Source organism: Pseudomonas sp. PME37.24/025, assembly GCF_055556615.1.
Genome location: NZ_JBVHNK010000009.1, coordinates 123,134 through 147,856 on the forward strand (window position 1 = coordinate 123,134; position 24,723 = coordinate 147,856).

Below are 24,723 nucleotides of genomic sequence, written 5' to 3' on the forward strand. Positions count from 1 at the left end.
TGCGCCGTGCTATCTCCAGACGAGAGCGTAAAACATGAGCGATACCCTGCAGCTGATCCTTGAAGACACCGACGGCACGCAACTGGAAACTTCCTGCACCCGCGTCGCGGTCATGTGGCAAGGTAAAGAGCTGTGGATCCAGCAGGACGGCCGCGGCCAGTTGCTGATCGGCGTGGACGTCGAAGAAGGTGACGCTGAATACGCCAACCTGCTGCTGCGCCCATTGGCGACTAATCTGGTAAGTCTGCAACTGGAGATGGAACCGGCCGACGTCGGTGATGATGAGGACCACGTACACGGCCCGGATTGCAATCACGATCACTAAGGAAACCGCTCTATGCTCGCCCTCGGCAAACTGCTTGAACTGACCCTCGCCGGTCGCGAACCGGCGGAGAAGACTCAACTGACTGTCGAAGGCGTGCGGATGCGCTGGTTGAGCGAAGGTGCGCTGGAAGTCCGGCCACCTGAAGCCCGCGACAATGGCCTGGACCTGCTGCTTTCGGCCGGTATCCATGGCAACGAAACAGCGCCGATCGAGCTGCTCGATCGTCTGTTGCATGACATCGCCCGCGGTGACTTGAAGCCGCGCGCACGTATTCTGTTTCTGTTCGGCAATCCCGAGGCTATCCGCCGCGGCGAGCGTTTTATCGAGCAGGACGTCAATCGGCTGTTCAACGGCCGTCACGAACAAACCAGCGGTTCCGAGGCCTTGCGCGCTTGTGAGCTGGAGCGGCTGGCGGCGACTTTCTTCAGCCTGTCGGATCGCAATCGCCTGCACTACGACCTGCACACGGCGATCCGTGGCTCGAAAATCGAGCAGTTCGCCCTGTATCCCTGGAAAGAAGGTCGTCAGCATTCACGCCTGGAACTGGCTCGCCTGCGCGCCGCCGGCATGGAAGCGGTGCTGTTGCAGAACAAACCCTCCATCGTCTTCAGCTCTTATACCTACGACAAGCTCGATGCCGAGTCCTTCACCCTGGAGTTGGGCAAGGCCCGGCCTTTCGGGCAGAACGATGGGGTCAACGTCAACCTTCTTGAAACCCGTCTGAAGCAGATCATCGAAGGCACCGAGCCGCCAATGACCGACGACGGGCTGGATGGGTTGCAGTTGTTCAGCGTCGCACGGGAAATCATCAAGCACAGCGATAGCTTCCGCCTGAACCTGCCGGCGGATATCGAAAACTTTTCGGAGTTGAAAGTGGGGTATGTGCTGGCCGAGGACATCGCCAATACCCGCTGGATCATCGAAGAGAAGGGCGCCCGGATCATCTTCCCGAACCCCAAGGTCAAGAACGGCCTGCGCGCCGGCATCCTGATCGTGCCGACCACCGACGAAAACCTCGCCTGACTATGATCTCTGGCTCGACATAAATCCTTGTGGGAGCGGGCTTGCCCGCGATAACGGACTGTCAGTCGATAACTAGGTGACTGGCACACCGCAATCGCGGGCAAGCCCGCTCCCACAGGTTTTGTGTTTAGACGGCTACCGCGCGGGGCTCACTGCGACGCAACGCCCGCATTTTGTGCAGCGTATCCGCACAAGTTTTCGCCGCTTCCTGACCTTTATGCACGAAATGCTCGAAGAAGAACTTCTGATGTTCTTCGCCAGCATGGAAGTGGTGCGGGGTCAAAACCACCGAGAACACTGGCACTTCAGTTTCCAGCTGAACCTGCATCAGGCCGCTGATTACCGACTGGGCGACGAATTCGTGGCGATAGATGCCGCCGTCGACCACCAGGCCCGCCGCGACGATGCCGGCATAACGGCCGGACTTGGCCAGCAACTTGGCGTGCAGCGGAATTTCAAAGGCGCCGCCGACTTCGAAGAAATCGATGTCCGACTCTTGATAACCCTGAGCAATCATTTCGGTGACGAAGCCTTTACGGCTCTGATCAACGATTTCCTTGTGCCAGCAGGCCTGGATGAACGCGACGCGCTCGCCCTGATGGTTTTTGCTTTTGCTATCGATTGCGGTGGGTTGCATGTTCTGACTCCTGTTTGTGTGAAAAACAGGGCGTTATGAATCGAATGGGATTTAAGGGTACGCAGGCACAAGTGCCTACGGACGGCGCTTTGGTACAGAGCCTAGGCGGCGCCAATCCCGTTCTCTCTTCATCCGGACTATGACCGTCGGCCCCGGGATCACACCGGGTCTGCTGACCTTGTCGCCATCACAGCCATTGCCGTGCCTGTCGCCAAGCGCTCGCGGGCTATGCGCATTGCGCGCAATTACCGCCGGTGGGGAGTTACACCCCGCCCTGAGAACGTTTTGCCGCCAGATTGTTTGGCGGCGAAGCGTTTTTAACACATATTTCCGTGGTGTGCATGCCAATGCCCGTCAATCAAAATGCAGAACCTGTGGGAGCGGGCTTGCTCGCGAAAGCGGTTTAGCATTCAACGCAAATGTTACCTGTCAGTCCGCCTTCGCGAGCAAGCCCGCTCCCACATGGATTGCGCTTTTTCGAAGACGTAAAGCGCCTTTTCCTCGTTCAAGGCTTGATTATTCGCCGATATGACCGCAGTAATTCCATCCTGAAAGGGATTTTCCCTGCTTACCGAGGCCAGATTCATGAGCGTTATCGATCTTCGCAGCGACACCGTCACCCAACCGACCGCAGGGATGCTCGACGCGATGGCCAATGCCGCCACCGGTGACGACGTTTATGGCGAAGATCCGACGGTCAACCGTCTGGAAGCCGAGCTTGCAAATCAGTTGGGTTTTGCCGCTGCGCTGTTCGTTCCGACGGGCACCATGAGCAACTTGCTGGGCCTGATGGCCCACTGCGATCGCGGTGACGAATACATTGTCGGACAACAGGCCCACACCTATAAGTACGAAGGTGGTGGCGCGGCAGTGCTCGGTTCGATCCAGCCGCAGCCTCTGGAAGTGCAGGCCGATGGTTCGCTGGACCTGGTGCAGGTCGCCGCGGCGATCAAGCCCGATGATTTCCACTTCGCTCGCACCCGTTTGCTGGCACTGGAAAACACCATGCAGGGCAAGGTTCTGTCGCTGGAGTATCTGGCCCGGGCTCGTCGTTTCACTCGTGAAAACGGTTTGGCGCTGCATCTGGATGGCGCACGGCTCTACAACGCGGCCGTTAAACTGGGTGTCGATGCCCGGGAGATCACTCAGCATTTCGATTCGGTTTCGGTTTGCCTGTCCAAAGGTCTGGGCGCGCCGATCGGTTCGGTGCTGTGCGGCTCGGCCGAGTTGATCGCCAAGGCGCGACGTCTGCGCAAGATGGTCGGCGGCGGTATGCGTCAGGCCGGGATTCTCGCCGCAGCGGGGCTCTATGCGCTGGACAATAACGTTCAGCGCCTGGCGGATGACCATGCCAATGCGCACTATTTGGCCGACGGCCTGCGAGCGGCGGGCTATGAGGTCGAGCCAGTGCAGACCAATATGGTTTACGTGCAGATGGGCGACAAGGCTGAAGCGATCAAGGCCTTCGCCGCGACACGCGGGATCAAGCTCAGTGCTGCCGGTCGTCTGCGAATGGTCACGCACATGGACGTCAGTCGTGCGCAAATCGAGCAAGTCGTCGCCACATTTGCCGACTTTTCTCACAACTGACCGTGTTAGCCGTCCAATTGACGGCTTGTAACGTACAAACACACTGTACCTAGTCACTAACGCCGATATAATGCGGCCCTTTGCCGTCGCTTCGTCTGTTGACGTTTCGCACAGGCCTTTGGCCGCAGCCTCCGTGGAAGAACCTAATGAAAAGCGCAGAAATCCGTGAAGCCTTCCTTCGCTTCTTCGAAGAGCAAGGCCACACCCGTGTAGCCTCCAGCTCTTTGATTCCGGGCAACGACCCAACCCTGCTGTTCACTAACGCGGGGATGAACCAGTTCAAGGACTGCTTTCTGGGCCAGGAAAAGCGCGCGTACACCCGCGCTGTAAGCAGCCAGAAATGCGTGCGCGCCGGCGGCAAGCACAACGACCTGGAAAACGTCGGTTATACCGCCCGTCACCATACCTTCTTCGAAATGCTGGGTAACTTCAGCTTCGGTGATTATTTCAAGCGTGACGCCATCACCTACGCCTGGAACTTCCTGACCTCCGAGAAGTGGCTGAACCTGCCGAAAGAAAAGCTCTGGGTCACCGTCTACGCCAGCGATGACGAGGCGTACGACATCTGGACCAAAGACATCGGCGTGCCGGCCGAGCGCATGGTTCGCATCGGCGACAATAAAGGCGCGCCGTACGCGTCCGATAACTTCTGGACCATGGGCGATACCGGCCCGTGCGGTCCTTGCACCGAGATTTTCTATGATCACGGCGCCGACATCTGGGGTGGCCCGCCGGGCTCGCCGGAAGAAGACGGCGACCGTTACATCGAGATCTGGAACAACGTGTTCATGCAGTTCAACCGCACCGCCGATGGCGTGTTGCACCCGTTGCCAGCGCCGTCGGTGGACACCGGCATGGGCCTGGAGCGGATCAGTGCCGTGCTGCAGCACGTTCACTCGAACTATGAAATCGACCTGTTCCAGAGCCTGCTGATTGCATCGGCCAAGGCCATCGGCTGCACCAACGACGCTCAGGCTTCGCTGAAAGTCGTGGCTGACCACATTCGTTCGTGCGGCTTCCTGGTTGCCGATGGCGTGCTGCCGTCCAACGAAGGTCGCGGTTATGTGCTGCGCCGGATCATTCGTCGCGCTTGCCGTCACGGCAACAAGCTGGGCGCCAAGGGCAGCTTTTTCTACCAGATCGTTGCGGCCCTGGTCGCCGAGATGGGCGAAGCATTCCCTGAGCTGAAATCCCAACAGGCGCACATCGAGCGCGTCCTGAAAGCCGAAGAAGAGCAGTTCGCCAAGACCCTGGAGCAGGGCCTGAAGATCCTCGAGCAGGATCTGGCCGAACTCAAAGGCGACGTGGTGCCGGGCGATGTAGTGTTCAAGCTTTACGACACTTACGGCTTCCCGATGGACCTGACCGGCGACATCGCGCGCGAACGCAGCCTGACCATCGACGAGGAAGGCTTCGAGCGCGAAATGGAAGCCCAGCGCGTGCGTGCTCGTTCCGCCAGCTCCTTTGGAATGGACTACAACAGCCTGGTCAAGGTTGATGTGGCCACCGAGTTCACCGGTTACACCGCTCACAGCGGTTCCGCCAAAATCGTTGCTCTCTATAAAGAAGGGCAATCGGTTGACGTGCTGAGCGAAGGCGAAGAGGGCGTGGTCGTTCTCGATCAGACGCCGTTCTATGCGGAATCCGGCGGTCAGATTGGCGACTGCGGCTTCCTCCAGGCTGGCGCTGCGCGTTTCGACGTGCGCGACACCACCAAGACCGGCGGTGCGTTCCTGCACCACGGTGTGCTGGATTCGGGCAGCCTGATCGTGGGTACTCCGGTCGAGACTCATGTCGATGCCGACGTGCGTCACGCGACTTCGCTGAACCACTCCGCCACTCACTTGCTGCACGCTGCATTGCGCCAGGTGCTGGGCGACCACGTTCAGCAGAAAGGCTCGTTGGTCGACAGTCAGCGTCTGCGCTTTGACTTCAGCCACTTCGAAGCGATCAAGCCTGAGCAGTTGAAGGCGCTGGAAGACATCGTCAACGCCGAGATTCGCAAGAACTCGCCGGTTGAAACCGAAGAAACCGATATCGAAACCGCCAAGCAAAAGGGCGCCATGGCGCTGTTCGGCGAGAAGTACGGCGACAGCGTGCGCGTGCTGAGCATGGGCGATTTCTCCGTCGAGCTGTGCGGCGGTATTCACGCCAACCGTACCGGCGACATCGGCCTGCTGAAAATCACCAGCGAAGGCGGTGTGGCCTCTGGTGTGCGTCGTATCGAGGCAGTCACCGGCGCAGCCGCGCTGGCCTACTTGAACGCGGCTGAAGAACAACTCAAGGAAGCGGCCAACCTGGTCAAGGGCAGCCGCGATAACCTGATCGACAAGCTGTCGGCTGTGCTGGAGCGCAACCGTCTGCTGGAGAAGCAACTCGAGCAGTTGCAGGCCAAGGCGGCCAGCGCGGCGGGCGACGATCTGTCGGCTTCTGCCCTGGACGTCAAAGGCGTGAAAGTGCTGGCCGTGCGTCTGGACGGTCAGGATGGCAAGGCGCTGCTGGCGCTGGTCGATCAACTGAAAAACAAACTCGGCCGCGCAGTGATCCTGCTCGGCAGTGTCCATGAGGAAAAGGTCGTTCTGGTTGCAGGCGTAACCAAAGACCTGACTGGCCAACTCAAAGCCGGTGATTTGATGAAACAGGCTGCTGCGGCAGTGGGCGGGAAGGGCGGTGGTCGTCCAGACATGGCGCAGGGCGGTGGTATTGACGCTGGCGCACTGGATGCCGCATTGGCCCTGACTGTTCCATTTGTAGAGCAGGGTTTATAAGGCAGTGTGCCTGGCCCGCGGTCTAGTGGCGGGCCAGAACGCTGTTTGAGTGATTATTGGGCGCCCTTCATGGGCAGAGGCGGCTTTGAAATGGCTTTGATCGTACAGAAATTTGGAGGCACCTCAGTCGGCACTGTCGAGAGAATCGAGCAGGTCGCCGACAAGGTTAAGAAATTCCGCGATGCGGGCGATGACCTGGTGGTTGTGCTGTCTGCAATGAGCGGCGAAACCAACCGTCTGATCGATCTGGCCAAGCAAATCAGTGGCGACGGCCAACCGGTTCCTCGCGAGCTGGATGTGATCGTATCCACCGGTGAGCAGGTGACGATTGCACTGTTGGCCATGGCGCTGATCAAGCGCGGCGTGCCAGCGGTGTCGTACACCGGCAATCAGGTACGGATTCTGACGGATAGCGCGCACAATAAAGCGCGTATCTTGCAGATTGATGACCAGAAGATTCGCGGTGACCTGAAGGCCGGTCGTGTAGTGGTTGTCGCCGGTTTCCAGGGCGTCGACGAGCACGGCAATATCACCACCCTCGGTCGTGGCGGTTCCGACACCACCGGCGTAGCGCTGGCGGCGGCCCTGAAGGCCGACGAATGCCAGATCTACACCGACGTCGACGGCGTCTACACCACCGACCCGCGTGTGGTATCCGTGGCTCAGCGCCTGGACAAGATCACCTTTGAAGAGATGCTGGAAATGGCCAGCCTCGGTTCCAAGGTGTTGCAGATCCGTGCGGTGGAATTCGCCGGCAAGTACAACGTTCCGCTGCGCGTACTGCACAGCTTCAAGGAGGGTCCGGGCACCCTCATTACTATTGATGAAGAGGAAACCATGGAACAGCCGATCATTTCCGGTATCGCTTTCAACCGCGATGAAGCCAAGCTGACCATCCGTGGCGTGCCAGACATCCCGGGCGTTGCCTTCAAGATTCTCGGCCCGATCAGTGCCGCGAACATCGAAGTCGACATGATCGTGCAGAACGTTGCGCACGATAACACCACCGACTTCACCTTCACCGTGCACCGCAACGACTACCAGGCGGCGCAAACCGTGCTGGAAAACACCGCTCGCGAGATCGGTGCCCGTGAAGTCGTTGGCGACACCAAGATTGCCAAGGTCTCGATCGTCGGCGTCGGCATGCGCTCCCACGCAGGCGTGGCCAGCCGTATGTTCGAATCCCTGGCGAAAGAGAGCATCAACATCCAGATGATCTCGACCTCGGAAATCAAGGTGTCCGTGGTAATCGAAGAGAAGTACCTGGAACTGGCTGTGCGCGCTCTGCACACGGCTTTCGAACTGGATGCGCCGGCCCGACAGGGCGAGTAATGCGTTTCCCGAAGGGCGCGGTCTGACCGCGCCCTTCGTTTTTTTGAATGGCGCGGCCCAAAGCTGTTCTTTTGCCCGCGCTAGTCAATACTCAGGCATGTAGGGCTGCGATCGTTCTGGTTGTAGGTCGAATGCCTTTTTTTTGCAGACTGTTGTCCCTGAAATGAAATGCGTGAGGAGAAAGGTATGCTGATTCTGACTCGTCGGTGCGCAGAAAGCCTGATTATTGGTGATGGCGAAATCACTGTGACCGTGCTCGGCGTTAAAGGAAATCAAGTGCGTATCGGTGTCAACGCCCCGAAAGAGGTTGCTGTGCACCGTGAAGAAATTTACCTGCGTATAAAGAAAGAGAAGGACGAAGAACCAAGCCATTAATTTTTATCGTTTTTTATGTTTGCAAACGGGGAAAAGGTTGGTTAAGATACGCCCCGTGTTGCGGAGAGCTGGCCGAGTGGCCGAAGGCGCTCCCCTGCTAAGGGAGTACACCTCAAAAGGGTGTCGGGGGTTCGAATCCCCCGTTCTCCGCCATTATTTGCGTAGTACGTTGTAATCTGGCTTCTTCGGTAAGTTGTTGAAATTACTAGAAAAAGTGCTTTACAAAAAGATTCAACGGCCTATAATGCGCGGCAACAAATGCACTCGTAGCTCAGCTGGATAGAGTACTCGGCTACGAACCGAGCGGTCACAGGTTCGAATCCTGTCGAGTGCACCAAACACCAAAAAGCCCGCGTTTAACGCGGGCTTTTGGCCGTCTGCGATTTGGCTTTTCCTTTGGTACAACCTTTTTCGTCGAACTCGATATGAGCACTGCGCCCTCGCTTGTTGTCGTAGCGATAGCTTGTGGCTGAATTGCGGGTGCTGATTTTGTCGGGTTTGCCGAGAGCGCTTTCGACGTCCTGCTGACTCATGCCGGCAACGACCCGCTGATTGATGATCGCTATGCGGCGTTCCTTCGCGCTGAGCAGATTTCCGCATTTGCCCTCGGACTGACCAACGATCGTCGGCTCTCTCCTTTGGGATTTCGTACCTGATGTTTCGCGAAACTCGGCTTCTGGCATCAGGGGTGTCGCGCTGCCTGGCAAAAACGTGTGTACGTCCTGAAGTGAGAGGCTTTCTCCGGCCGTGCAGCTCAACGTCGTGAAGGTGATGTGCCCATTGGCGGCTTCGCACCGGTGAACGGTCGTGGCGAGCGCCTGGGGCGGCAGGCAGAGCAGGGCAGCAAGTAAATAACGAGCATTGGATGGCATTCGACGTCCTCCATGACGGTCTCCATCAAGGGTAGTCATTACATTTTCAGGCGGCGGTGTGTTTTCTTTTCAGGATAAGTCGTCGCAGTTTCATGGATCAGGATGGCGCTCAAGTTTGTCTCGCAAGCACTTGTTTCAGCCGCGATTTTTTAACGTTTAAAACCGTCAGGCGGTGTTATCATTGCGCCCGTCAGCCCCGCCGGGGCTTGTGGAATACCTCCATGGACTTACCCAGTAGTTACTCAGTACCCCGTTTCTACAATCATGAATTGACTGATTGATCCTTCCGGCGTGCCCCGCTGCTGGGAGTGGAGTTCGCCTATGTCTGAAATTGAAGTAAAGAAAACGCAGGAAAGCTTGCAGGATCGCCTCGCTCAAGTCGTTGAGCTGCTGCAGCGCCAGCGGGTGGTCGAAGACCTGACTCATCGCCAGGAAGGTCCGCATCACGACCGGGTCGAGAACCTGGTTCACCGGCAAAACCTCGTCGAGTTGCAGCGCAAGCTCGATGATCTGCACTCCGCCGACGTTGCCTACATCCTTGAAGCCTTGCCGGTGGACGATCGCCTGACGGTCTGGCAATTGGTCAAGGCTGATCGCGACGGCGACATTCTGCTCGAAGTATCCGATTCGGTTCGTGAAACCCTGATCGCCGACATGGACGATCACGAGCTCCTGGCGGCGGCCAAGGACATGGATGCCGACGAACTCGCTGACCTGGCCTCTGAGCTGCCGCGAGACGTCGTCCACGAGCTGATGGAAACCCTCGATGGTCAACAGCGTGAGCGCGTCCGCTCCGCGTTGTCCTATGACGAGGATCAGGTCGGTGCGCTGATGGACTTCGAGATGGTGACCATCCGTGAGGATGTCAGCCTCGAAGTGGTTTTGCGTTACCTGCGCCGTCTCAAGGAGCTGCCGGGCCACACCGACAAACTGTTTGTGGTCGATTACGATGGCGTGCTCAAGGGCGTGTTGCCGATCAAGCGTCTGCTGGTCAACGACCCGGAAAAGCAAGTGTCGGAAGTCATGGCCAGCGACCCGGTGAGTTTTCATCCGGACGAAGACGCTTACGAGGCCGCTCAAGCATTCGAACGTTACGACTTGATCTCGGCCCCTGTGGTCGACAAGAACGGCAAGCTGATCGGTCGTCTGACCATCGATGAAATGGTCGACCTGATCCGTGAAGAGAGCGAAAACGAAGTTCTCAACATGGCGGGTCTGCGTGAAGAAGAAGATATTTTTGCGTCAGTCTGGAAATCCCTGCGTAACCGTTGGGCCTGGCTGGCGGTGAACCTGATCACCGCGTTCATTGCATCCCGGGTGATCGGCCTGTTCGAAGGCTCTATCGAGAAACTGGTAGCACTTGCGGCATTGATGCCGATCGTTGCCGGTATCGGTGGCAACTCGGGTAACCAGACGATCACCATGATCGTTCGAGCCATGGCGCTGGACCAAGTCAGTACCGGCAATACGTCGCGGCTGATGCGCAAAGAGTTGGCGGTAGGCTTGATCAATGGTTTGGTCTGGGGCGGCGTGATTGGTGTGGTGGCCTATCTGCTTTATGGCAGTTGGTCCCTGGGCGTGGTGATGACCGCCGCCATGACGCTTAACCTGTTGCTTGCGGCATTGATGGGGGTTTTGATTCCAATGACCCTGGCGCGGCTTGGGCGCGACCCGGCAATGGGTGCCAGTGTGATGATCACTGCCATGACCGACAGCGGTGGCTTTTTCATCTTCCTCGGGCTGGCGACGATTTTCCTGCTTTAACATCCTGCTTCAAAACAACCCGCCTGATCGGCGGGTTATTTTTAGCCAAATTTCAGGCAAAAAAAAGCCAGCAATTACGCTGGCTTGAGCTTTCGGGATGAATCAGGAAGCGTCTGCGGCCATTTCGGCGTCATGGGCGATCAGCGAAACCAGAGCGTTTTGCTGACGGTGGGAGAGTTGGCGGAAGCGTTGCAGCAGTTCGCGTTCATGCAATGACAGCTCGGGGCTGTCCAGGCGCATGCTCAATTCTTCACCCAACGCGCCTTCCTGAATAAGACTCTGCTCAAGGCGCGCGATGATTTCGGAGTTCATGCTGCGATGATGATTGCGAGCCACCTCGGCAATGCGTTCACGCATTCCGTCTGGCAGACGTACGACGAACTTGTCAGCCGTACGGCTGGAATAAATTGCCTGTTTCAATGGGCGCATATATTTAACCGGTTAGTTCAGGGGAGCGGTTCTCGGGATAGGCCGCAGGATGTCAGATAGGACAAGCACTCCGGCCAAATGTTCAACCTGAATTGATAGAGGCGCGCATCATGCCTCAAATTAGCCAGATCATTGGCGTCAATTCTGTGACAAATTTCGATCTGGGTAAAGGCTTAATGCCAGCACCTGTTATCAGAAATGCGGACTGGTTTGAAAATAATCCATGAGTCCGTATCGCTGAACCGCGTCCTCTTGCCCGACAGGTAATGCCCGAAGACGCCTGAAGGTGCATGCTATGCGGATTCGATCCTTGTTCCTTACTTCATACAAGGATAGTGGCAAATGGCCGAAATACTAGTGTGGGCACGTGGCGCGGGATGATTTAAGGATGGATGGCAGGCTGATTTATTTAATGGGGCCTTCAGGATCCGGCAAGGACAGCCTCATCGAAGCCGCTCGCGAGCCGTTGCGCGCAGGCAATTGTGAAGTCGTGCGCCGCGTTATCACGCGCTCGGCAGAATCCGTGGGTGAAGACGCCATCGAGGTTTCCCGCGAAGAGTTCGAGCGACGCAGAGCCAATGGGGATTTTGCATTGTCGTGGCAAGCCAATGGGCTGAGTTACGGTGTTCCAGTGCGCATAGACCAATGGCTCGCGGACGGTCGCGATGTTTTGATCAACGGTTCTCGCGGGCACCTGGCAGAAGCGCAACAGCGTTATCCCACGCTATTGCCGGTGCTGTTGACGGTCAAGGATGAAGCCCTGCGCGAGCGCCTGCTACGGCGGGGGCGTGAGAGCTCGGCAGAAATTGAAGCAAGACTGCACCGTAATGCGCTGTTTACGGCTGATGATTCAATCGGTGATACGCAGATCCGCCGACTCGATAACTCCGGCGACCTTGCGGGCACCGTCGCCAATCTTCTGAAGCTGCTGAGTCTCAGCGCAAAACCGGATCGAACTTGATCTTGCGCCCGGCGATCAGCGCCAGCACGAACAGTGCACCGAATACGCCGCAAGCAATCAGGGGCAGGGTGACGACCGTGTCCTGAACCAATGACAGATGAAGGATGCCACTCAGTAAGGCGAGGATGAAAAATCCTGCGGCTGATTTGGACATGCTGTGCTCCTGATGGGGTGATTCAAAATACCAAGCGTTCAAAAGACTGTGTGCGCAGCTGAATAGTCTCCTGGCTCACCTCGTGGCTGACAAAACCGCGTTGATCACTCATGACTGCCAACTGCGGTGTTTTTTGCAGTTGCAGATAATGGGGGATGCGCTGAGCAATCGTCGCAACGTCGTTTTCGGGGAAGAAATGAAAACCCACCAGAACCGCCAAAGCGACCGCGTTTGCGACTAACAGAGCGCTGTTCATGGGGCTGACCTCCTGTGTTCTGTGAGAACAGCCGAAGCAGCCTGCATGCCAAAAGTTTAACGGCTATTAAATCCTTTAAAAACAATGAATTAAGATATTTTTGAAAAATCCCCGCATTGCATTTTGCAATGATGGCATTTTGAGGTGATGCAATTTGCACGGTAAACAAAGCCACGCGACGGTGAGGCGTCTGCCTACACTTAAAAAGCCCTACGGACGACATGACAAAAGCGGGCCTGCCCGTTAACATGCACGCCGTCTATCGCTGCGCATTCCTTGCGGAGCGACTTGTGTCTCAGTAGCTCAATTGGATAGAGCATCCCCCTCCTAAGGGGAAGGTTGGCAGTTCGAACCTGCCCTGGGACACCACATATTTGAAAGCCCCACGCAGAGTGATCTGGTGGGGCTTTTTTGTGGCTGTCTGCAGCGGTGGATTCAACTCCAGCCCAGCATCACGCCGTCAGCGTATGGTCAGCCTCCCCAAACCAGGTGCGCACCAGATCGGTACCGCTCGTGGCCGTGTTGGCAAGGACCGCCACATCGGCGAAGTTCGTACCATTGGCTGCGCCGTCGGTGTCTACCTTCACGGTGATGTCGCTGCCGGACTGCGCCAGTTGGACAAAGTCAGACACCTGGCTGGTGCCGTTGACGAAGTTGGCGTTGAGCAGCGCGGAGAGGTCGACGGTGTCACCTTCGGCGAAGCTGTAGTCGAGAATATGGTCGCCGCCTTCGTTCACGTTGAGGTAGGCGAACACATCGGCTCCCGCGCCACCGCTGAGCGTGTCCTCCCCGCCACGACCCACGATGATGTCGTTGCCATCGCCACCACTGAGTACGTCCGCCTCCATGCTGCCCACCAGTGTGCCGCTGGATTCGCCGCTGTAACTGACTTGGGTACCGGTCTCGCCGCCGTCGGTGGCCTGGAAGTCATCCACTGTGTAGTGCCCCAGCAAGTTCACCTCGGCCCGATGCACGCCGTCGTCCACTGTCAGCAGGCCGCCGGTGCCAGAGGCGTTGGCGCTGTAGCTGAGTTGGGTGTTGGCGCCGAAGGCGAGATCGCTGAAGGTCAGCATGTCATCGCTTTCCAGGCCGAGGATGCCGACCAGGGAACCCGCTGCTTCGGCTTGTGCGATCACCAGCGTGCCCGCGCCTTCGCCGTGGAAGGCGACGGACCCGTGTGCAGCACCGGAAAAGGTCAGGGTCGCGTCGCCATCGATAGTAGCGCTGCCGTTGCCCATCACGTCAGCCAGCAGGCGCAGGTCGCCACCGTTGGCCCATAAGTGGCCGGAGTTGTCGACCGCACTGGCCACCGTCATGCCGCCTTCACCCGTGGACTCCAGCACCCCGCTGTTGGTGATGGTGTGGCTGCCGGTGTCGAGCACCAGGCTGTTCAGCCCGCTGGCCAGGATCAACCCCGCATTGACCAATACCATCTGCCCGGCGCCCAATTGGCCGGCGCCGGAAATGCGGTTGTCGACGTTGGTCAGCACGGTGTCGGCGCTGCCGCCGAAAATCACATTTTGCGCGCTGTCGGATAGCAGTACCTGGCCGCCACCGGTCAAGGTTGCGCCACGGAACAGAATCTCAAGATTGGTCTCGCTGCCGGTGGAGCCGAGCTCGATCGTGCCGCTGTTATGGATGCTGCCACCGAACGGCATGATCGCGCCGTCGGCAATGATGAGGGTACCGGTATTGGTCATCTCCGGGTCCACATCAAACTGGAAGTTCGCTTCGCTCAAGTCTGCCGCATCGACACCTTTAAGGGTGACCGACTGGCCGGAGCCGATGCTGACCAGCGCATTGCCGTTGGCGTCGTTAGTGATACTCAAATCAGCAAAGCCGTTGACGCCCGCGAAGCCGATCAAGTCGATTTTGTCCGCTGCGGCATCGAAACTGTAGATCTGGTTGTTGCCGATCGGCTGGGCGAAGACGAACGTGTCGGCACCGGAGGAGCCGGTCAGGTTGTCATCAGCGGACAAGGCGAAAATCGGCGCGTCGGGTGCATAGACTTCGATGTTATTGAACACATAAGCGCTACCGTCGCTGCCGTCACTATTGCTCCAGTACATGTTGACATCAAGCACCAACGCTCCCGCGAAGTCGCTTGGGGTTGTCACAGTCAATGCACCAGGATCGCTGGTCTGCACGGTCCAGGTGCCGTCTCCGTTGTCGGTCCCCGCATTGAATATCCATCCCGAAGGAACACCGCTGATTGATACGGTTATCGGGCCGCTAATATCAGCTGACGGAGTGTTGAGGGCTAAATTGATGGGTTCGCCGGCAACGCCTGCCGGAAGGTTTGCACTGCTCCCGGCAGCCCCCGCATTGCCCGCCAGGTCTGTGTAGCTGTTCGCGGTAACGTCGACTTTCACGCTACCGGATTGTGTTCTAGTCAGCGTCGCCGTGTAGGTATCGCCGTCTACCTGCGTGAAGTTACTCCAGGTTCCGCGGGGCGTTCCGCTCGTTGTAGTTACCGTGACGTCCGAAAGGTTGAAACCGCTCACAACCTCACTGAACTGGAATGTGACTGTCGACGTTGAACCGTTCTGAATCCCTAAGGCAGTCCCCGTCACAGTCACCGTCGGTGCCACGGTATCAACTGGAGTTTCAACTACGTTCTGCACATTCACCGTAATCGTCTGGGTGTCGGTTCCGCCATTGCCGTCCGCCACCAAAACGTCCACAACATAGGCATTGTCACCGTCAGCACCACCGACATCCTGGGCATTCTCGTAATCCGGCGCCGAATTGAACGTCAGCACCCCGCTCGGACTGATCGAGAACTTGCTGAAGTCCGTCCCGGCCGTATTCAGGATCGAGTAGCTCAGGGTTTGCGCCGGAAGATCAGCATCGGTCGCCGTCACTGTCGTGACCGCCGTGGAGTTCTCCGCCACGTTGACGGAGGCTGTCGCACCACCACCGTTGGAGGTGATTACCGGGCTGTTGTCATTGACGCCCGTCACGCTCACCGCGAGCGCCTGGTCGTCAAACAGCGTGCCGTCCGATGCCCGCACAATCACGTCATAGACGTTGTTCGTTCCCGAATCAGTCGGCGCCTCAAAGTTGGGCGCAGAGATAAAGCTCAGTGCGCCTGTGCCTGAAACGATCGAGAACTTCGCGGCATCTGCTCCGCCGACAATGCTGTAGCTCAGGGTTTGCGCTGGCAGATCGGCATCGGTCGCCGTCACTGTTGTGACCACCGTGGTGTTCTCCGCCACGTTGACGGAGGCTGTCGCACCACCACCGTTGGTTGTGATCGTCGGGGTGTTGTCGTTGATGCCTGTCACGCTCACCGCGAGCGTTTGGTCGTCGAATAGTGTGCCGTCCGATGCCCGCACAATCACGTCGTAGACGTTGTTCGTTCCTGAATCAGTTGGGGACTCAAAGTTAGGTGCAGAGACAAAGCTCAGCGCGCCCGTGCCTGAAACGATCGAGAACTTCGCGGCATCTGCTCCCCCGACAATGCTGTAGCTCAGGGTTTGTGCCGGAAGATCAACGTCGGTTGCTAGCACCGTCGTCACTGCTGTGGTGTTCTCCGCCACGCTGATGGAGGCCGTCGTACCACCACCGTTGGAGGTGATTGTCGGCGAGTCGTTGCTGCCGTTGATGGTCACCGTCACCGCAGTCGCGGTGCCATCGGCGCTGAGTACGGTGAAGGTGTCGGTCAGGCTGTCACCGACACTGAGCGCGTCGAAGGCCGAGTTGGCGGTATAGCTCCAGTTGCCCGCGGTATTGATGGCGAAGGTTCCGTTGGCGCCGGCGGTACCGGATTGGGCCTGGAAGGTTTCCGGGCTGTCGATGTCGCTGATGGTGAGGGTGCCCGCTGTGGTCAGCGGGGCATTGGTTTCGGTCAGCGTGACGCTGGCCGAGGACAGCACGGCGGCATCGTTGGTCCCGTTGATGTGGACGGTGACCGAGGTGAGGGTGCCGTCGGCACTGCTCACTGAGAAAGTGTCGGTGTAAGTGGTGCCGGCGACGAACTCGTTGTGGGCGTTGTTGGCGACGTAGGTCCAGGCACCATCAGTGCCGATGGAGAACTGGCCATAGCTGCCGGCGGTGTTGGTTTGGGTGACGAAGGTCGCGGCACTGTCGACATCACTGATGGTCAGGCTGCCGCTGGTGGAGATGTCGACGGCGGCATCGGTTTCGGTCAGGGTGACGCTGGCCGAGGACAGGACGGCGGCGTCGTTGGTCCCGTTGATGTGGACGGTGACCGAGGTGAGGGTGCCGTCGGCACTGCTTATCGCGAAGGTGTCGGTGTAGGTGGTGCCGGCGGCGAACTCGTTGTGGGCCGAGTTGGCGACGTAGGTCCAGGCCCCATTGGTGCCGATGGAGAACTGGCCGTAACTGCCGGCAGTGTTGGACTGGGCGACGAAAGTTGCGGCGCTGTCGACATCGCTGATGGTCAGGCTGCCGCTGGTGGAGATGTCGACGGCGGCATCGGTCTCGGTCAGGGTGACGCTGGCCGAGGACAGGACGGCGGCGTCGTTGGTCCCGTTGATGTGCACGGTGACCGAAGTGAGGGTGCCATCGGCGCTGCTCACGGCGAAGGTGTCGGTGTAAGTGGTGCCGGCGGCGAACTCGTTGTGCGCGCTATCGGCGACGTAGGTCCAGGCCCCATTGGTGCCGATGGAGAACTGGCCGTAACTGCCGGCGGTGTTGGTCTGGGTGACGAAGGTCGCGGCACTGTCGACATCACTGATGGTCAGGCTGCCGCTGGTGGAGATGTCGACGGCGGCATCGGTCTCGGTCAGGGTGACGCTGGCCGAGGACAGGACTGCGGCGTCGTTAGTCCCGTTGATGTGGACGGTGACCGAGGTGAGGGTGCCATCGGCACTGCTCACCGCGAAGGTGTCGGTGTAAGTGGTGCCCGCGACGAACTCGTTGTGAGCGGAGTTGGCGACATAGCTCCAGGCCCCGTCGGTGCCGATGGAGAACTGGCCGTAACTGCCGGCAGTGTTGGACTGGGCGACGAAAGTCGCGGCGCTGTCGACATCGCTGATGGTCAGGCTGCCGTTGGTGGTCAGCGGGGCATCGGTTTCGGTCAGGTTGATGCTGGCCGAGGACAGGACTGCGGCGTCGTTAGTCCCGTTGATGTGGACGGTGACCGAGGTGAGGGTGCCATCGGCACTGCTCACCGCGAAGGTGTCGGTGTAAGTGGTGCCCGCGACGAACTCGTTGTGAGCGGAGTTGGCGACATAGCTCCAGGCCCCGTCGGTGCCGATGGAGAACTGGCCGTAACTGCCGGCAGTGTTGGACTGGGCGACGAAAGTCGCGGCGCTGTCGACATCGCTGATGGTCAGGCTGCCGTTGGTGGTCAGCGGGGCATCGGTTTCGGTCAGGGTGACGCTGGCCGAGGACAGCACCGCGGCATCGTTGCTGCCGAGAATCTGCACGGTGACCGAGGTGAGGGTGCCGTCGGCACTGCTCACCGCGAAGGTGTCGGTGTAGGTGGTGCCGGCGGCGAACTCGTTGTGGGCGGAGTCGGCGACATAGGTCCAGGCACCGTCAGTGCCGATGGAGAAGTGGCCATAGCTGCCGGCAGTGCCAGACTGCGCGACGAAAGTCGCAGCGCTGTCGATATCGCTGATGGTCAGGCTGCCGCTGGTGGTCAGCGGAGCATCGGTTTCGGTCAGGGTGACGCTGGCCGAGGACAGCACGGCGGCATCGTTGCTGCCGAGGATATGCACGGTGACCGAGGTGGGGGTGCCATCGGCACTGCTCACGGCGAAGGTGTCGGTGTAAGTGGTGCCGGCGACGAACTCGTTGTGGGCGCTATCGGCGACGTAGGTCCAGGCCCCATTGGTGCCGATGGAGAACTGGCCGTAGCTGCCGGCGGTGTTGGACTGGGCGACGAAGGTCGCGGCGCTGTCGACGTCGCTGATGGTGAGGCTGCCGTTGGTGGTCAGCGGGGCATCGGTTTCGGTCAGGGTGACGCTGGTCGAGGACAGCACCGCGGCATCGTTGCTGCCGAGAATCTGCACGGTGACCGAGGTGGGGGTGCCATCGGCGCTGCTCACGGCGAAGGTGTCGGTGTAGGTGGTACCGGCGACGAACTCGTTGTGAGCGGAGTCGGCGACATAGGTCCAGGCACCGTCAGTGCCGATGGAGAAGTGGCCATAGCTGCCGGCAGTGCCAGACTGCGCGACGAAAGTCGCAGCGCTGTCGATATCGCTGATGGTCAGGCTGCCGCTGGTGGTCAGCGGAGCATCGGTTTCGGTCAGGGTGACGCTGGCCGAGGACAGGACGGCGGCGTCGTTGGTCCCGTTGATGTGGACGGTGACCGAGGTGAGGGTGCCGTCGGCACTGCTTACCGCGAAGGTGTCGGTGTAGGTGGTGCCGGTGGCGAACTCGTTGTGGGCCGAGTTGGCGACGTAGGTCCAGGCCCCATTGGTGCCGATGGAGAACTGGCCGTAGCTGCCGGCGGTGTTGGTCTGGGCGATGAAGGTTGCGGCGCTGTCGACGTCGCTGATGGTCAGGCTGCCGTTGGTGGAGATGTCGGTAGCGGCATTGGTTTCGGTGAGGTTCGCGATGTCGGCGGACAGAACGGCGGCGTCGTTGGTCCCGTTGATGTGGACGGTGACCGAGGTGAGGGTGCCGTCGGCACTGCTCACGGCGAAGGTGTCGGTGTAAGTGGTGCCGGCGGCGAACTCGTTGTGAGCGCTATTGGCGACGTAGGTCCAGGCACCATCAGTGCCGATGGAGAAGTGGCCATAGCTGCCGGCGGTGTTGGTCTGGGCGACGAAGGTTGCGGCACTGTCGACGTCGCTGATGGTCAGGCTGCCGTTGGTGGAGATGTCGGTAGCGGCATTGGTTTCGGTGAGGTTCGCGATGTCGGCGGACAGAACGGCGGCGTCGTTAGTCCCGTTGATGTGGACGGTGACCGAAGTGAGGGTGCCGTCGGCGCTGCTCACCGCGAAGGTGTCGGTGTAAGTGGTGCCCACGACAAACTCGTTGTGGGCCGAGTCGGCAACATAGCTCCAGGCACCATTGGTGCCGATGGAGAACTGGCCATAGCTGCCGGCGGTGTTGGTCTGGGCGACGAAGGTTGCGGCACTGTCGACGTCGCTGATGGTCAGGCTGCCGTTGGTGGAGATGTCGGTAGCGGCATTGGTTTCGGTGAGGTTCGCGATGTCGGCGGACAGAACGGCGGCGTCGTTAGTCCCGTTGATGTGGACGGTGACCGAAGTGAGGGTGCCGTCGGCGCTGCTCACCGAGAAGGTGTCGGTGTAAGTGGTGCCCACGACAAACTCGTTGTGGGCCGAGTCGGCAACATAGCTCCAGGCACCATTGGTGCCGATGGAGAACTGGCCATAGCTGCCGGCGGTGTTGGACTGCGCGACGAAGGTCGCGGCACTGTCGACGTCGCTGATGGTCAGGCTGCCGTTGGTGGTCAGCGGAGCATCGGTCTCGATCAGGGTGACGCTGGCCGAGGACAGGACGGCGGCATCGTTGGTCCCGTTGATGTGGACGGTGACCGAGGTGAGGGTGCCATCGGCACTGCTCACGGTGAAGGTGTCGGTGTAGGTGGTGCCGGCGGCGAACTCGTTGTGAGCCGAGTCGGCAACATAGCTCCAGGCCCCATTGGTGCCGATGGAGAACTGGCCGTAACTGCCGGCAGTGTTGGACTGGGCGACGAAAGTTGCGGCGCTGTCGACATCGCTGATGGTCAGGCTGCCGCTGGTGGTCAGCGGAGCATCGGTTTCGGTCAGGGTGACGCTGGCCGAGGACAGGACGGCGGCGTCGTTGGTCCCGTTGATGTGGACGGTGACCGAGGTGAGGGTGCCGTCGGCACTGCTCACGGCGAAGGTGTCGGTGTAGGTGGTGCCCGCGACAAACTCGTTGTGAGCCGAGTCGGCGACATAGGTCCAGGCCCCATTAGTGCCGATGGAGAACTGGCCATAACTGCCGGCGGTGTTGGACTGGGCGACGAAAGTCGCGGCGCTGTCGACATCGCTGATGGTGAGGCTGCCGCTGGTGGAGATGTCGACGGCGGCATTGGTCTCGGTCAGGGTGACGCTGGCCGAGGACAGTACCGCTGCATCGTTGCTGCCGAGGATCTGCACGGTGACCGAAGTGAGGGTGCCGTCGGCACTGCTCACCGCGAAGGTATCGGTGTAGGTGGTGCCGGCGACGAACTCGTTGTGAGCGCTATCGGCGACGTAGGTCCAGGCACCATTGGTGCCGATGGAGAAGTGGCCATAACTGCCGGCAGTGCCAGACTGCGCGACGAAAGTCGCAGCGTTGTCGATATCGCTGATGGTCAGGCTGCCGCTGGTGGTCAGCGGTGCATCGGTTTCGGTCAGGGTGACGCTGGCCGAGGACAGCACGGCGGCGTCGTTGCTGCCAGTGACGGTGACGGTCACCAGTTGGGTGTCGACACCGCCGAGGCCATCGCTGACCTGCACGCTGAACACGTCATCGTGACTCTCGCCAGCCCCCAGCGACTGCACCGCACTGGCGACGCCATCGGTGCCATTGGCCAAGGTGTAAGTCCATTTGCCAGTGCTATCCACCGCGATCGAACCATAGGTGCCGGTATTCGTACCGGCAATGCTCCAAGTGGCCGTAGCAGCATGATCGATGTCAGCCGAACTGAACTGGCCGCTCACGCTGAGCGTGGTGTCTTCCTGCACCGCGCCGGCATCGTTGCCCGTTGCGAAGCTGAGCACCGGCGCATCGTTAGTGCCGGTAACGGTGACGGTCACCAGTTGGGTGTCGACACCGCCGAGGCCATCGCTGACCTGCACGCTGAACACGTCATCATGACTCTCGCCCGCCTTCAGCGATTGCACCGCGCTGGCGATTCCGTCGGTGCCATTGGCCAAGGTGTACGTCCACTGGCCAGTGCTATCCACCGCGATCGAACCATAGGTGCCGGTATTCGTACCGGCAATGCTCCAAGTGGCCGTAGCAGCATGATCGATGTCGGCCGAACTGAACTGGCCGCTCACGCTGAGCGTGGTGTCTTCCTGCACCGCGCCGGCATCGTTGCCCGTCGCGAAGCTGAGCACCGGCGCATCGTTAGTGCCGGTGATAGTGATGGTGACGGTCTGCGTCGCCGAGGCAGCGTTAGCCGCGCCGCTATCGTCAGTGGCGACCACAGAGTACGAGAAGGTGATGGTTTCACCCGCACCGAGGAAGTCGAGGTTCTGATTGCTGCTGTAGTCCCAGCTGTTCTGGTCGACCGAAAAACCAGCCACCAGTGCCGAGGCCACGGTCGCATTGAGCGCGCCGCCACTCCAGGCGATGTCGCCGTTGGCGGTCTGCGACACGGTCACCGTGTCGGTACTGTCCAGATCGGCGAAGCTCAGTGCGCCGCTGTCGCTCAGGGTTGCAGTGCCGTTGCCTTCGCTCATCGCACCGGTAGTGTCGGCAATCGTCAGCGTTGGCTGGTCGTTGGTGCCGGTAATTGTGATGGTCACGGTCTGCACCGCGCCGTCGCCGATCGCCACGTTATAAGTCTGGGTGAGGGTCTGGCCTTCGCCGAGGAACTGCAGGGCGGTGTTGTTCACCGCGAAGTTCCAGCCCAGCGAGCCACTGCCCGTGCCGGTGCTGTCGCTCAGTGGATTGGTGGTGAAGCTGCCCAAATAACCGGAAGCGCCCGGCGTGACAGTGACGCTGTGGGTGTCGATCAGGTCGACGTCGGTGAAGGCGATGCTGCCGCTGGCTGCATAGTCGCCGCTGTCTTCCTTGGCATCGCCGGCTTGCACGCCACTGGTGATCTGCACTTGGTCATTAGTGCCGACGATGGTGATAGTCACGGTCTGCACCGCGCCGTCGCCGATCGCCACGTTATAGGTCTGAGTGACGTTCTGGCCTTCGCCGAGGAACTGCAGGGCGGTGTTGTTCACCGCGAAGTTCCAGCCCAGCGAACCACTGCCCGTGCCGGTGCTGTCGCTCAGTGGATTAGTGGTGAAGCTGCCCAAATAGCCGGAAGCGCCCGGTGTGACAGTGACGCTGTGGGTGTCGATCAGGTCGACGTCGCTGAAGGCGATGCTGCCGTTGGCTGAATAGTCGCCGCTGTCTTCCTTGGCATCGCCGGCTTGCACGCCGCTGGTGATCTGCACTTGGTCGTTGCTGCCGGTGATGGTGATGGTCACGGTCTGCACCGCGCCGTCGCCGATCGCCACGTTATAAGTCTGGGTGAGGGTCTGGCCTTCGCCGAGGAATTGCAGGGCGGTGTTGTTCACCGCGAAGTTCCAGCCCAGCGAACCGCTGCCCGTGCCGGTGCTGTCGCTCAGTGGATTAGTGGTGAAGCTGCCCAAATAGCCGGAAGCGCCCGGCGTGACAGTGACGCTATGGGTGTCGATCAGGTCGACGTCGGTGAAGGTAATGCTGCCGTTGGCTGCGTAGTCGCCGCTGTCTTCCTTGGCATCGCCGGCTTGCACGCCACTGGTGATCTGCACTTGGTCATTAGTGCCGACGATGGTGATAGTCACGGTCTGCACCGCGCCGTCGCCGATCGCCACGTTATAAGTCTGGGTGAGGGTCTGGCCTTCGCCGAGGAATTGCAGGGCGGTGTTGTTCACCGCGAAGTTCCAACCCAGCGAACCACTGCCCGTGCCGGTGCTGTCGCTCAGTGGATTGGTGGTGAAGCTGCCCAAATACCCGGAAGCACCTGGCGTGACGGTGATGCTATGGGTGTCGATCAGGTCGACATCGGTGAAGGTGATGTTGCCGCTGGCTGCATAGTCGCCGCTGTCTTCCTTGGCATCGCCGGCTTGCACGCCGCTGGTGATCTGCACCTGATCGTTGCTGCCGGTGATGGTGATGGTGACATTCTGTGTTGTCGACGAGCCATGCCCATCACTGACGGTGACTACGTAAGTTTCGGTAGCCGTCTGACCCTGGGCCAAGAACTGAGCTGCCGCATTATTCAGGGCATAAGTCCAGTTAACGGTGCCGTTGGCCGCATTGGCCGCTTCGATCACAGAGGCAAGGGTAAAGTTGCCCAGCGCTGTGGCATTACCACTCGCAGCGACGAAAGAGGCAGTATGGGTGTCACTCAGGTCGACATCGCTAAAGGCAATAGTGCCTGTCGCGCTCAGCGAGTCGGTCGGGCTCGGCGTTGTGGTCGCATCTTCGGTTACCGTGCTGGCTTGCACGCCGATGTTCATCGTCACACTGTCATTCATGCCAGCGAACTGCACCTGCGCAGTGGCCCAGCTGAGCGTGCCGTTGCCGAGACGAATCGCATAGGTAAAGCTGTCCGTCAGGGAGTCTCCGGCAGCCAGCGACTGGAGTTGTGTCCTGAAAGCAGTCGACAACGTAGCGGCGTCGTAGCCGACTTTGCCATCCGACGTAATCCAGATCTTTGCCCCGTTGAAACTGGTGTCAGTACTCGTCGCCTCAATTCTGCCCGTGTCCTGGATCAGGAGATCGGCCGGCGCATAAATCTTGGTGGCAGTAGAAAGACTGGTCGCGTTATCGAGTGACCAAAGTGTCTTTGCGTTGCCGCCGAGGTCATTGGACATGACGTCCAGGTACACGACCCCCAGCAGGTCTTCAGTGATGGCCGCGGTGCCCGTGCCAATAACACCGGTAGTGAAAATGTCGTCCTGCGCCTGCGGAGTGTTGGAAAACGAAGTAACGGTGCCGCCGCTGGTAGTTGTGGTGGTAGCCATGTCTTTCTCCCGAAAATGCCATTTTTTATTTTTAGAATCGCGTGGGACTGCTAACAGGACGAAGTCCCGTTCTTGCACCGCTCAGGTAGTTCAGGAGTGGTGCGAGGCGGCCGCCGGACATCGTCGGCCTGACGGGCCGGGCGCTGCCGGCAGAGGCGCGCGGGTATTGCGGGGGTGGAGAAGTTCGCCGCGCTTGAGGAGCGGATCGCAGGACAGGTCGGGCGAATGTGAGCCCGAGGCTGGTGCTGCGCTGCACATGGCACGCAATAGACTGAGAGCACCCATGTGGCAGGGACTCCTGAAATAATGGCTGGATGAGGCCGTGTTTTGAGGTAGCACTGACTCAGGGATACGGCCTTTCCTGATATCAGTTTGATGTGTGTTTAGTTGTGGGCTCAGGCTTTGTAAAGGTGTTAACCGCAGCTAACAGTACGACGTGCCAATATTCCGACAGGCGGGTATTTTGGTGTCAATATTATGTCGATTTGTTTTTGGCGAAGAGGGCGGGGAAGGGCCGTGAATACTCGACACAGACGCGGCTCTAATGAGCTGAAATCCAAGTGGGGCGCGGGCTGGCTGAATCGTACCGGCCCTGAAACTCCATAAAATC

14 protein-coding genes, 3 tRNA genes and 1 riboswitch are annotated in these 24,723 nt (G+C 59.5%); of the genes, 11 read left to right on the forward strand and 6 right to left on the reverse strand.

Annotation, left to right across the window (positions count from 1 at the left end; genetic code table 11):
- Positions 1-34 precede the first annotated feature (34 nt).
- Together ACZ3HH_RS17595 and astE are read left to right on the forward strand one after the other, a co-directional pair.
- Positions 35-325 (forward strand): hypothetical protein, encoded by a 291-nt coding sequence (locus ACZ3HH_RS17595; protein ID WP_007904718.1) that lies wholly within the window; start codon positions 35-37, stop codon positions 323-325.
- Positions 326-337: 12 nt separating this feature from the next.
- On the forward strand, positions 338-1,348 hold the full coding sequence (gene astE, locus ACZ3HH_RS17600) for a succinylglutamate desuccinylase (RefSeq protein ID WP_465806273.1): 1,011 nt from the start codon (positions 338-340) through the stop codon (positions 1,346-1,348).
- 127 nt (positions 1,349-1,475) lie between these two features.
- On the opposite strand, the gene ACZ3HH_RS17605 is transcribed toward astE, so the two are convergent.
- The gene (locus tag ACZ3HH_RS17605) at positions 1,476-1,985 is read right to left on the reverse strand and encodes a 6,7-dimethyl-8-ribityllumazine synthase (protein WP_237884060.1); all 510 of its coding nucleotides are present in this window, start codon (positions 1,983-1,985) and stop codon (positions 1,476-1,478) included.
- A 115-nt stretch (positions 1,986-2,100) separates the two neighbouring features.
- A riboswitch (FMN riboswitch) is annotated at positions 2,101-2,271 on the reverse strand.
- Between the two features lie 299 nt (positions 2,272-2,570).
- Between ACZ3HH_RS17605 and ltaE the strand changes: the two genes are divergently transcribed.
- The 6 genes from ltaE (at position 2,571) to ACZ3HH_RS17635 (ending at position 8,387) form a co-directional block, all read left to right on the forward strand.
- Positions 2,571-3,575 (forward strand): low-specificity L-threonine aldolase, encoded by a 1,005-nt coding sequence (gene ltaE, locus ACZ3HH_RS17610; RefSeq protein WP_465806276.1) that lies wholly within the window; start codon positions 2,571-2,573, stop codon positions 3,573-3,575.
- 146 nt (positions 3,576-3,721) lie between these two features.
- On the forward strand, positions 3,722-6,343 hold the full coding sequence (alaS, locus tag ACZ3HH_RS17615) for an alanine--tRNA ligase (protein WP_465806278.1): 2,622 nt from the start codon (positions 3,722-3,724) through the stop codon (positions 6,341-6,343).
- Between the two features lie 90 nt (positions 6,344-6,433).
- Positions 6,434-7,675, forward strand: a complete 1,242-nt coding sequence (locus ACZ3HH_RS17620; RefSeq protein WP_367374604.1) for an aspartate kinase — start codon at positions 6,434-6,436, stop codon at positions 7,673-7,675.
- Positions 7,676-7,861: 186 nt separating this feature from the next.
- On the forward strand, positions 7,862-8,050 hold the full coding sequence (gene csrA / locus ACZ3HH_RS17625) for a carbon storage regulator CsrA (RefSeq protein WP_002554426.1): 189 nt from the start codon (positions 7,862-7,864) through the stop codon (positions 8,048-8,050).
- Between the two features lie 62 nt (positions 8,051-8,112).
- Positions 8,113-8,203 (forward strand) — tRNA-Ser (locus ACZ3HH_RS17630).
- Positions 8,204-8,310: 107 nt separating this feature from the next.
- Positions 8,311-8,387: transfer RNA gene (locus ACZ3HH_RS17635), tRNA-Arg, on the forward strand.
- 19 nt (positions 8,388-8,406) lie between these two features.
- Here ACZ3HH_RS17635 and ACZ3HH_RS17640 read toward each other — a convergent pair.
- Complete coding sequence (locus tag ACZ3HH_RS17640; protein WP_465806298.1) at positions 8,407-8,922, reverse strand: cell envelope protein SmpA; 516 nt, start codon at positions 8,920-8,922, stop codon at positions 8,407-8,409.
- 321 nt (positions 8,923-9,243) lie between these two features.
- On the opposite strand from ACZ3HH_RS17640, the gene mgtE reads away from it, so the two are divergent.
- The gene (mgtE, locus tag ACZ3HH_RS17645) at positions 9,244-10,686 is read left to right on the forward strand and encodes a magnesium transporter (RefSeq protein ID WP_465806300.1); all 1,443 of its coding nucleotides are present in this window, start codon (positions 9,244-9,246) and stop codon (positions 10,684-10,686) included.
- Positions 10,687-10,788: 102 nt separating this feature from the next.
- Here the strand turns inward: mgtE and ACZ3HH_RS17650 are convergent, their stop codons facing one another.
- Positions 10,789-11,115, reverse strand: coding sequence for an Arc family DNA-binding protein (locus ACZ3HH_RS17650; RefSeq protein ID WP_003178899.1), 327 nt, complete (start codon positions 11,113-11,115; stop codon positions 10,789-10,791).
- A 388-nt stretch (positions 11,116-11,503) separates the two neighbouring features.
- On the opposite strand from ACZ3HH_RS17650, the gene phnN reads away from it, so the two are divergent.
- The gene (gene phnN, locus ACZ3HH_RS17655; RefSeq protein WP_465806303.1) at positions 11,504-12,076 is read left to right on the forward strand and encodes a phosphonate metabolism protein/1,5-bisphosphokinase (PRPP-forming) PhnN; all 573 of its coding nucleotides are present in this window, start codon (positions 11,504-11,506) and stop codon (positions 12,074-12,076) included.
- Here phnN and ACZ3HH_RS17660 read toward each other — a convergent pair.
- The gene (locus ACZ3HH_RS17660; protein WP_007904756.1) at positions 12,051-12,230 is read right to left on the reverse strand and encodes a PA3371 family protein; all 180 of its coding nucleotides are present in this window, start codon (positions 12,228-12,230) and stop codon (positions 12,051-12,053) included. The genes phnN and ACZ3HH_RS17660 overlap by 26 nt on opposite strands.
- Before the next feature lie 22 nt (positions 12,231-12,252).
- A complete protein-coding gene (locus ACZ3HH_RS17665) occupies positions 12,253-12,486 on the reverse strand; it encodes a hypothetical protein (RefSeq protein WP_465806304.1) in 234 nt (77 codons plus the stop codon).
- Between the two features lie 292 nt (positions 12,487-12,778).
- Here ACZ3HH_RS17665 and ACZ3HH_RS17670 point away from each other — a divergent pair.
- Positions 12,779-12,855: transfer RNA gene (locus tag ACZ3HH_RS17670), tRNA-Arg, on the forward strand.
- A gap of 83 nt (positions 12,856-12,938) precedes the next feature.
- Here ACZ3HH_RS17670 and ACZ3HH_RS17675 read toward each other — a convergent pair.
- Positions 12,939-24,113: a VCBS domain-containing protein gene (locus ACZ3HH_RS17675; RefSeq protein WP_465806306.1), complete on the reverse strand. Its 11,175-nt coding sequence runs from the start codon at positions 24,111-24,113 to the stop codon at positions 12,939-12,941.
- Between the last annotated feature and the right edge of the window lie 610 nt (positions 24,114-24,723).

Bases quoted from the DNA above. Each gene is read 5' to 3' on its own strand.
- ACZ3HH_RS17660 (WP_007904756.1), bottom strand. From the start codon at position 12,230: ATGTCCAAATCAGCCGCAGGATTTTTCATCCTCGCCTTACTGAGTGGC.
- astE (WP_465806273.1), top strand. From the start codon at position 338: ATGCTCGCCCTCGGCAAACTGCTTGAACTGACCCTCGCCGGTCGCGAA.
- phnN (WP_465806303.1), top strand. From the start codon at position 11,504: ATGGATGGCAGGCTGATTTATTTAATGGGGCCTTCAGGATCCGGCAAG.
- mgtE (WP_465806300.1), top strand. From the start codon at position 9,244: ATGTCTGAAATTGAAGTAAAGAAAACGCAGGAAAGCTTGCAGGATCGC.
- ACZ3HH_RS17605 (WP_237884060.1), bottom strand. From the start codon at position 1,985: ATGCAACCCACCGCAATCGATAGCAAAAGCAAAAACCATCAGGGCGAG.
- csrA (WP_002554426.1), top strand. From the start codon at position 7,862: ATGCTGATTCTGACTCGTCGGTGCGCAGAAAGCCTGATTATTGGTGAT.
- ACZ3HH_RS17665 (WP_465806304.1), bottom strand. From the start codon at position 12,486: ATGAACAGCGCTCTGTTAGTCGCAAACGCGGTCGCTTTGGCGGTTCTG.
- ACZ3HH_RS17620 (WP_367374604.1), top strand. From the start codon at position 6,434: ATGGCTTTGATCGTACAGAAATTTGGAGGCACCTCAGTCGGCACTGTC.
- ACZ3HH_RS17595 (WP_007904718.1), top strand. From the start codon at position 35: ATGAGCGATACCCTGCAGCTGATCCTTGAAGACACCGACGGCACGCAA.
- ACZ3HH_RS17675 (WP_465806306.1), bottom strand. From the start codon at position 24,113: ATGGCTACCACCACAACTACCAGCGGCGGCACCGTTACTTCGTTTTCC.
- alaS (WP_465806278.1), top strand. From the start codon at position 3,722: ATGAAAAGCGCAGAAATCCGTGAAGCCTTCCTTCGCTTCTTCGAAGAG.
- ACZ3HH_RS17640 (WP_465806298.1), bottom strand. From the start codon at position 8,922: ATGCCATCCAATGCTCGTTATTTACTTGCTGCCCTGCTCTGCCTGCCG.
- ACZ3HH_RS17650 (WP_003178899.1), bottom strand. From the start codon at position 11,115: ATGCGCCCATTGAAACAGGCAATTTATTCCAGCCGTACGGCTGACAAG.
- ltaE (WP_465806276.1), top strand. From the start codon at position 2,571: ATGAGCGTTATCGATCTTCGCAGCGACACCGTCACCCAACCGACCGCA.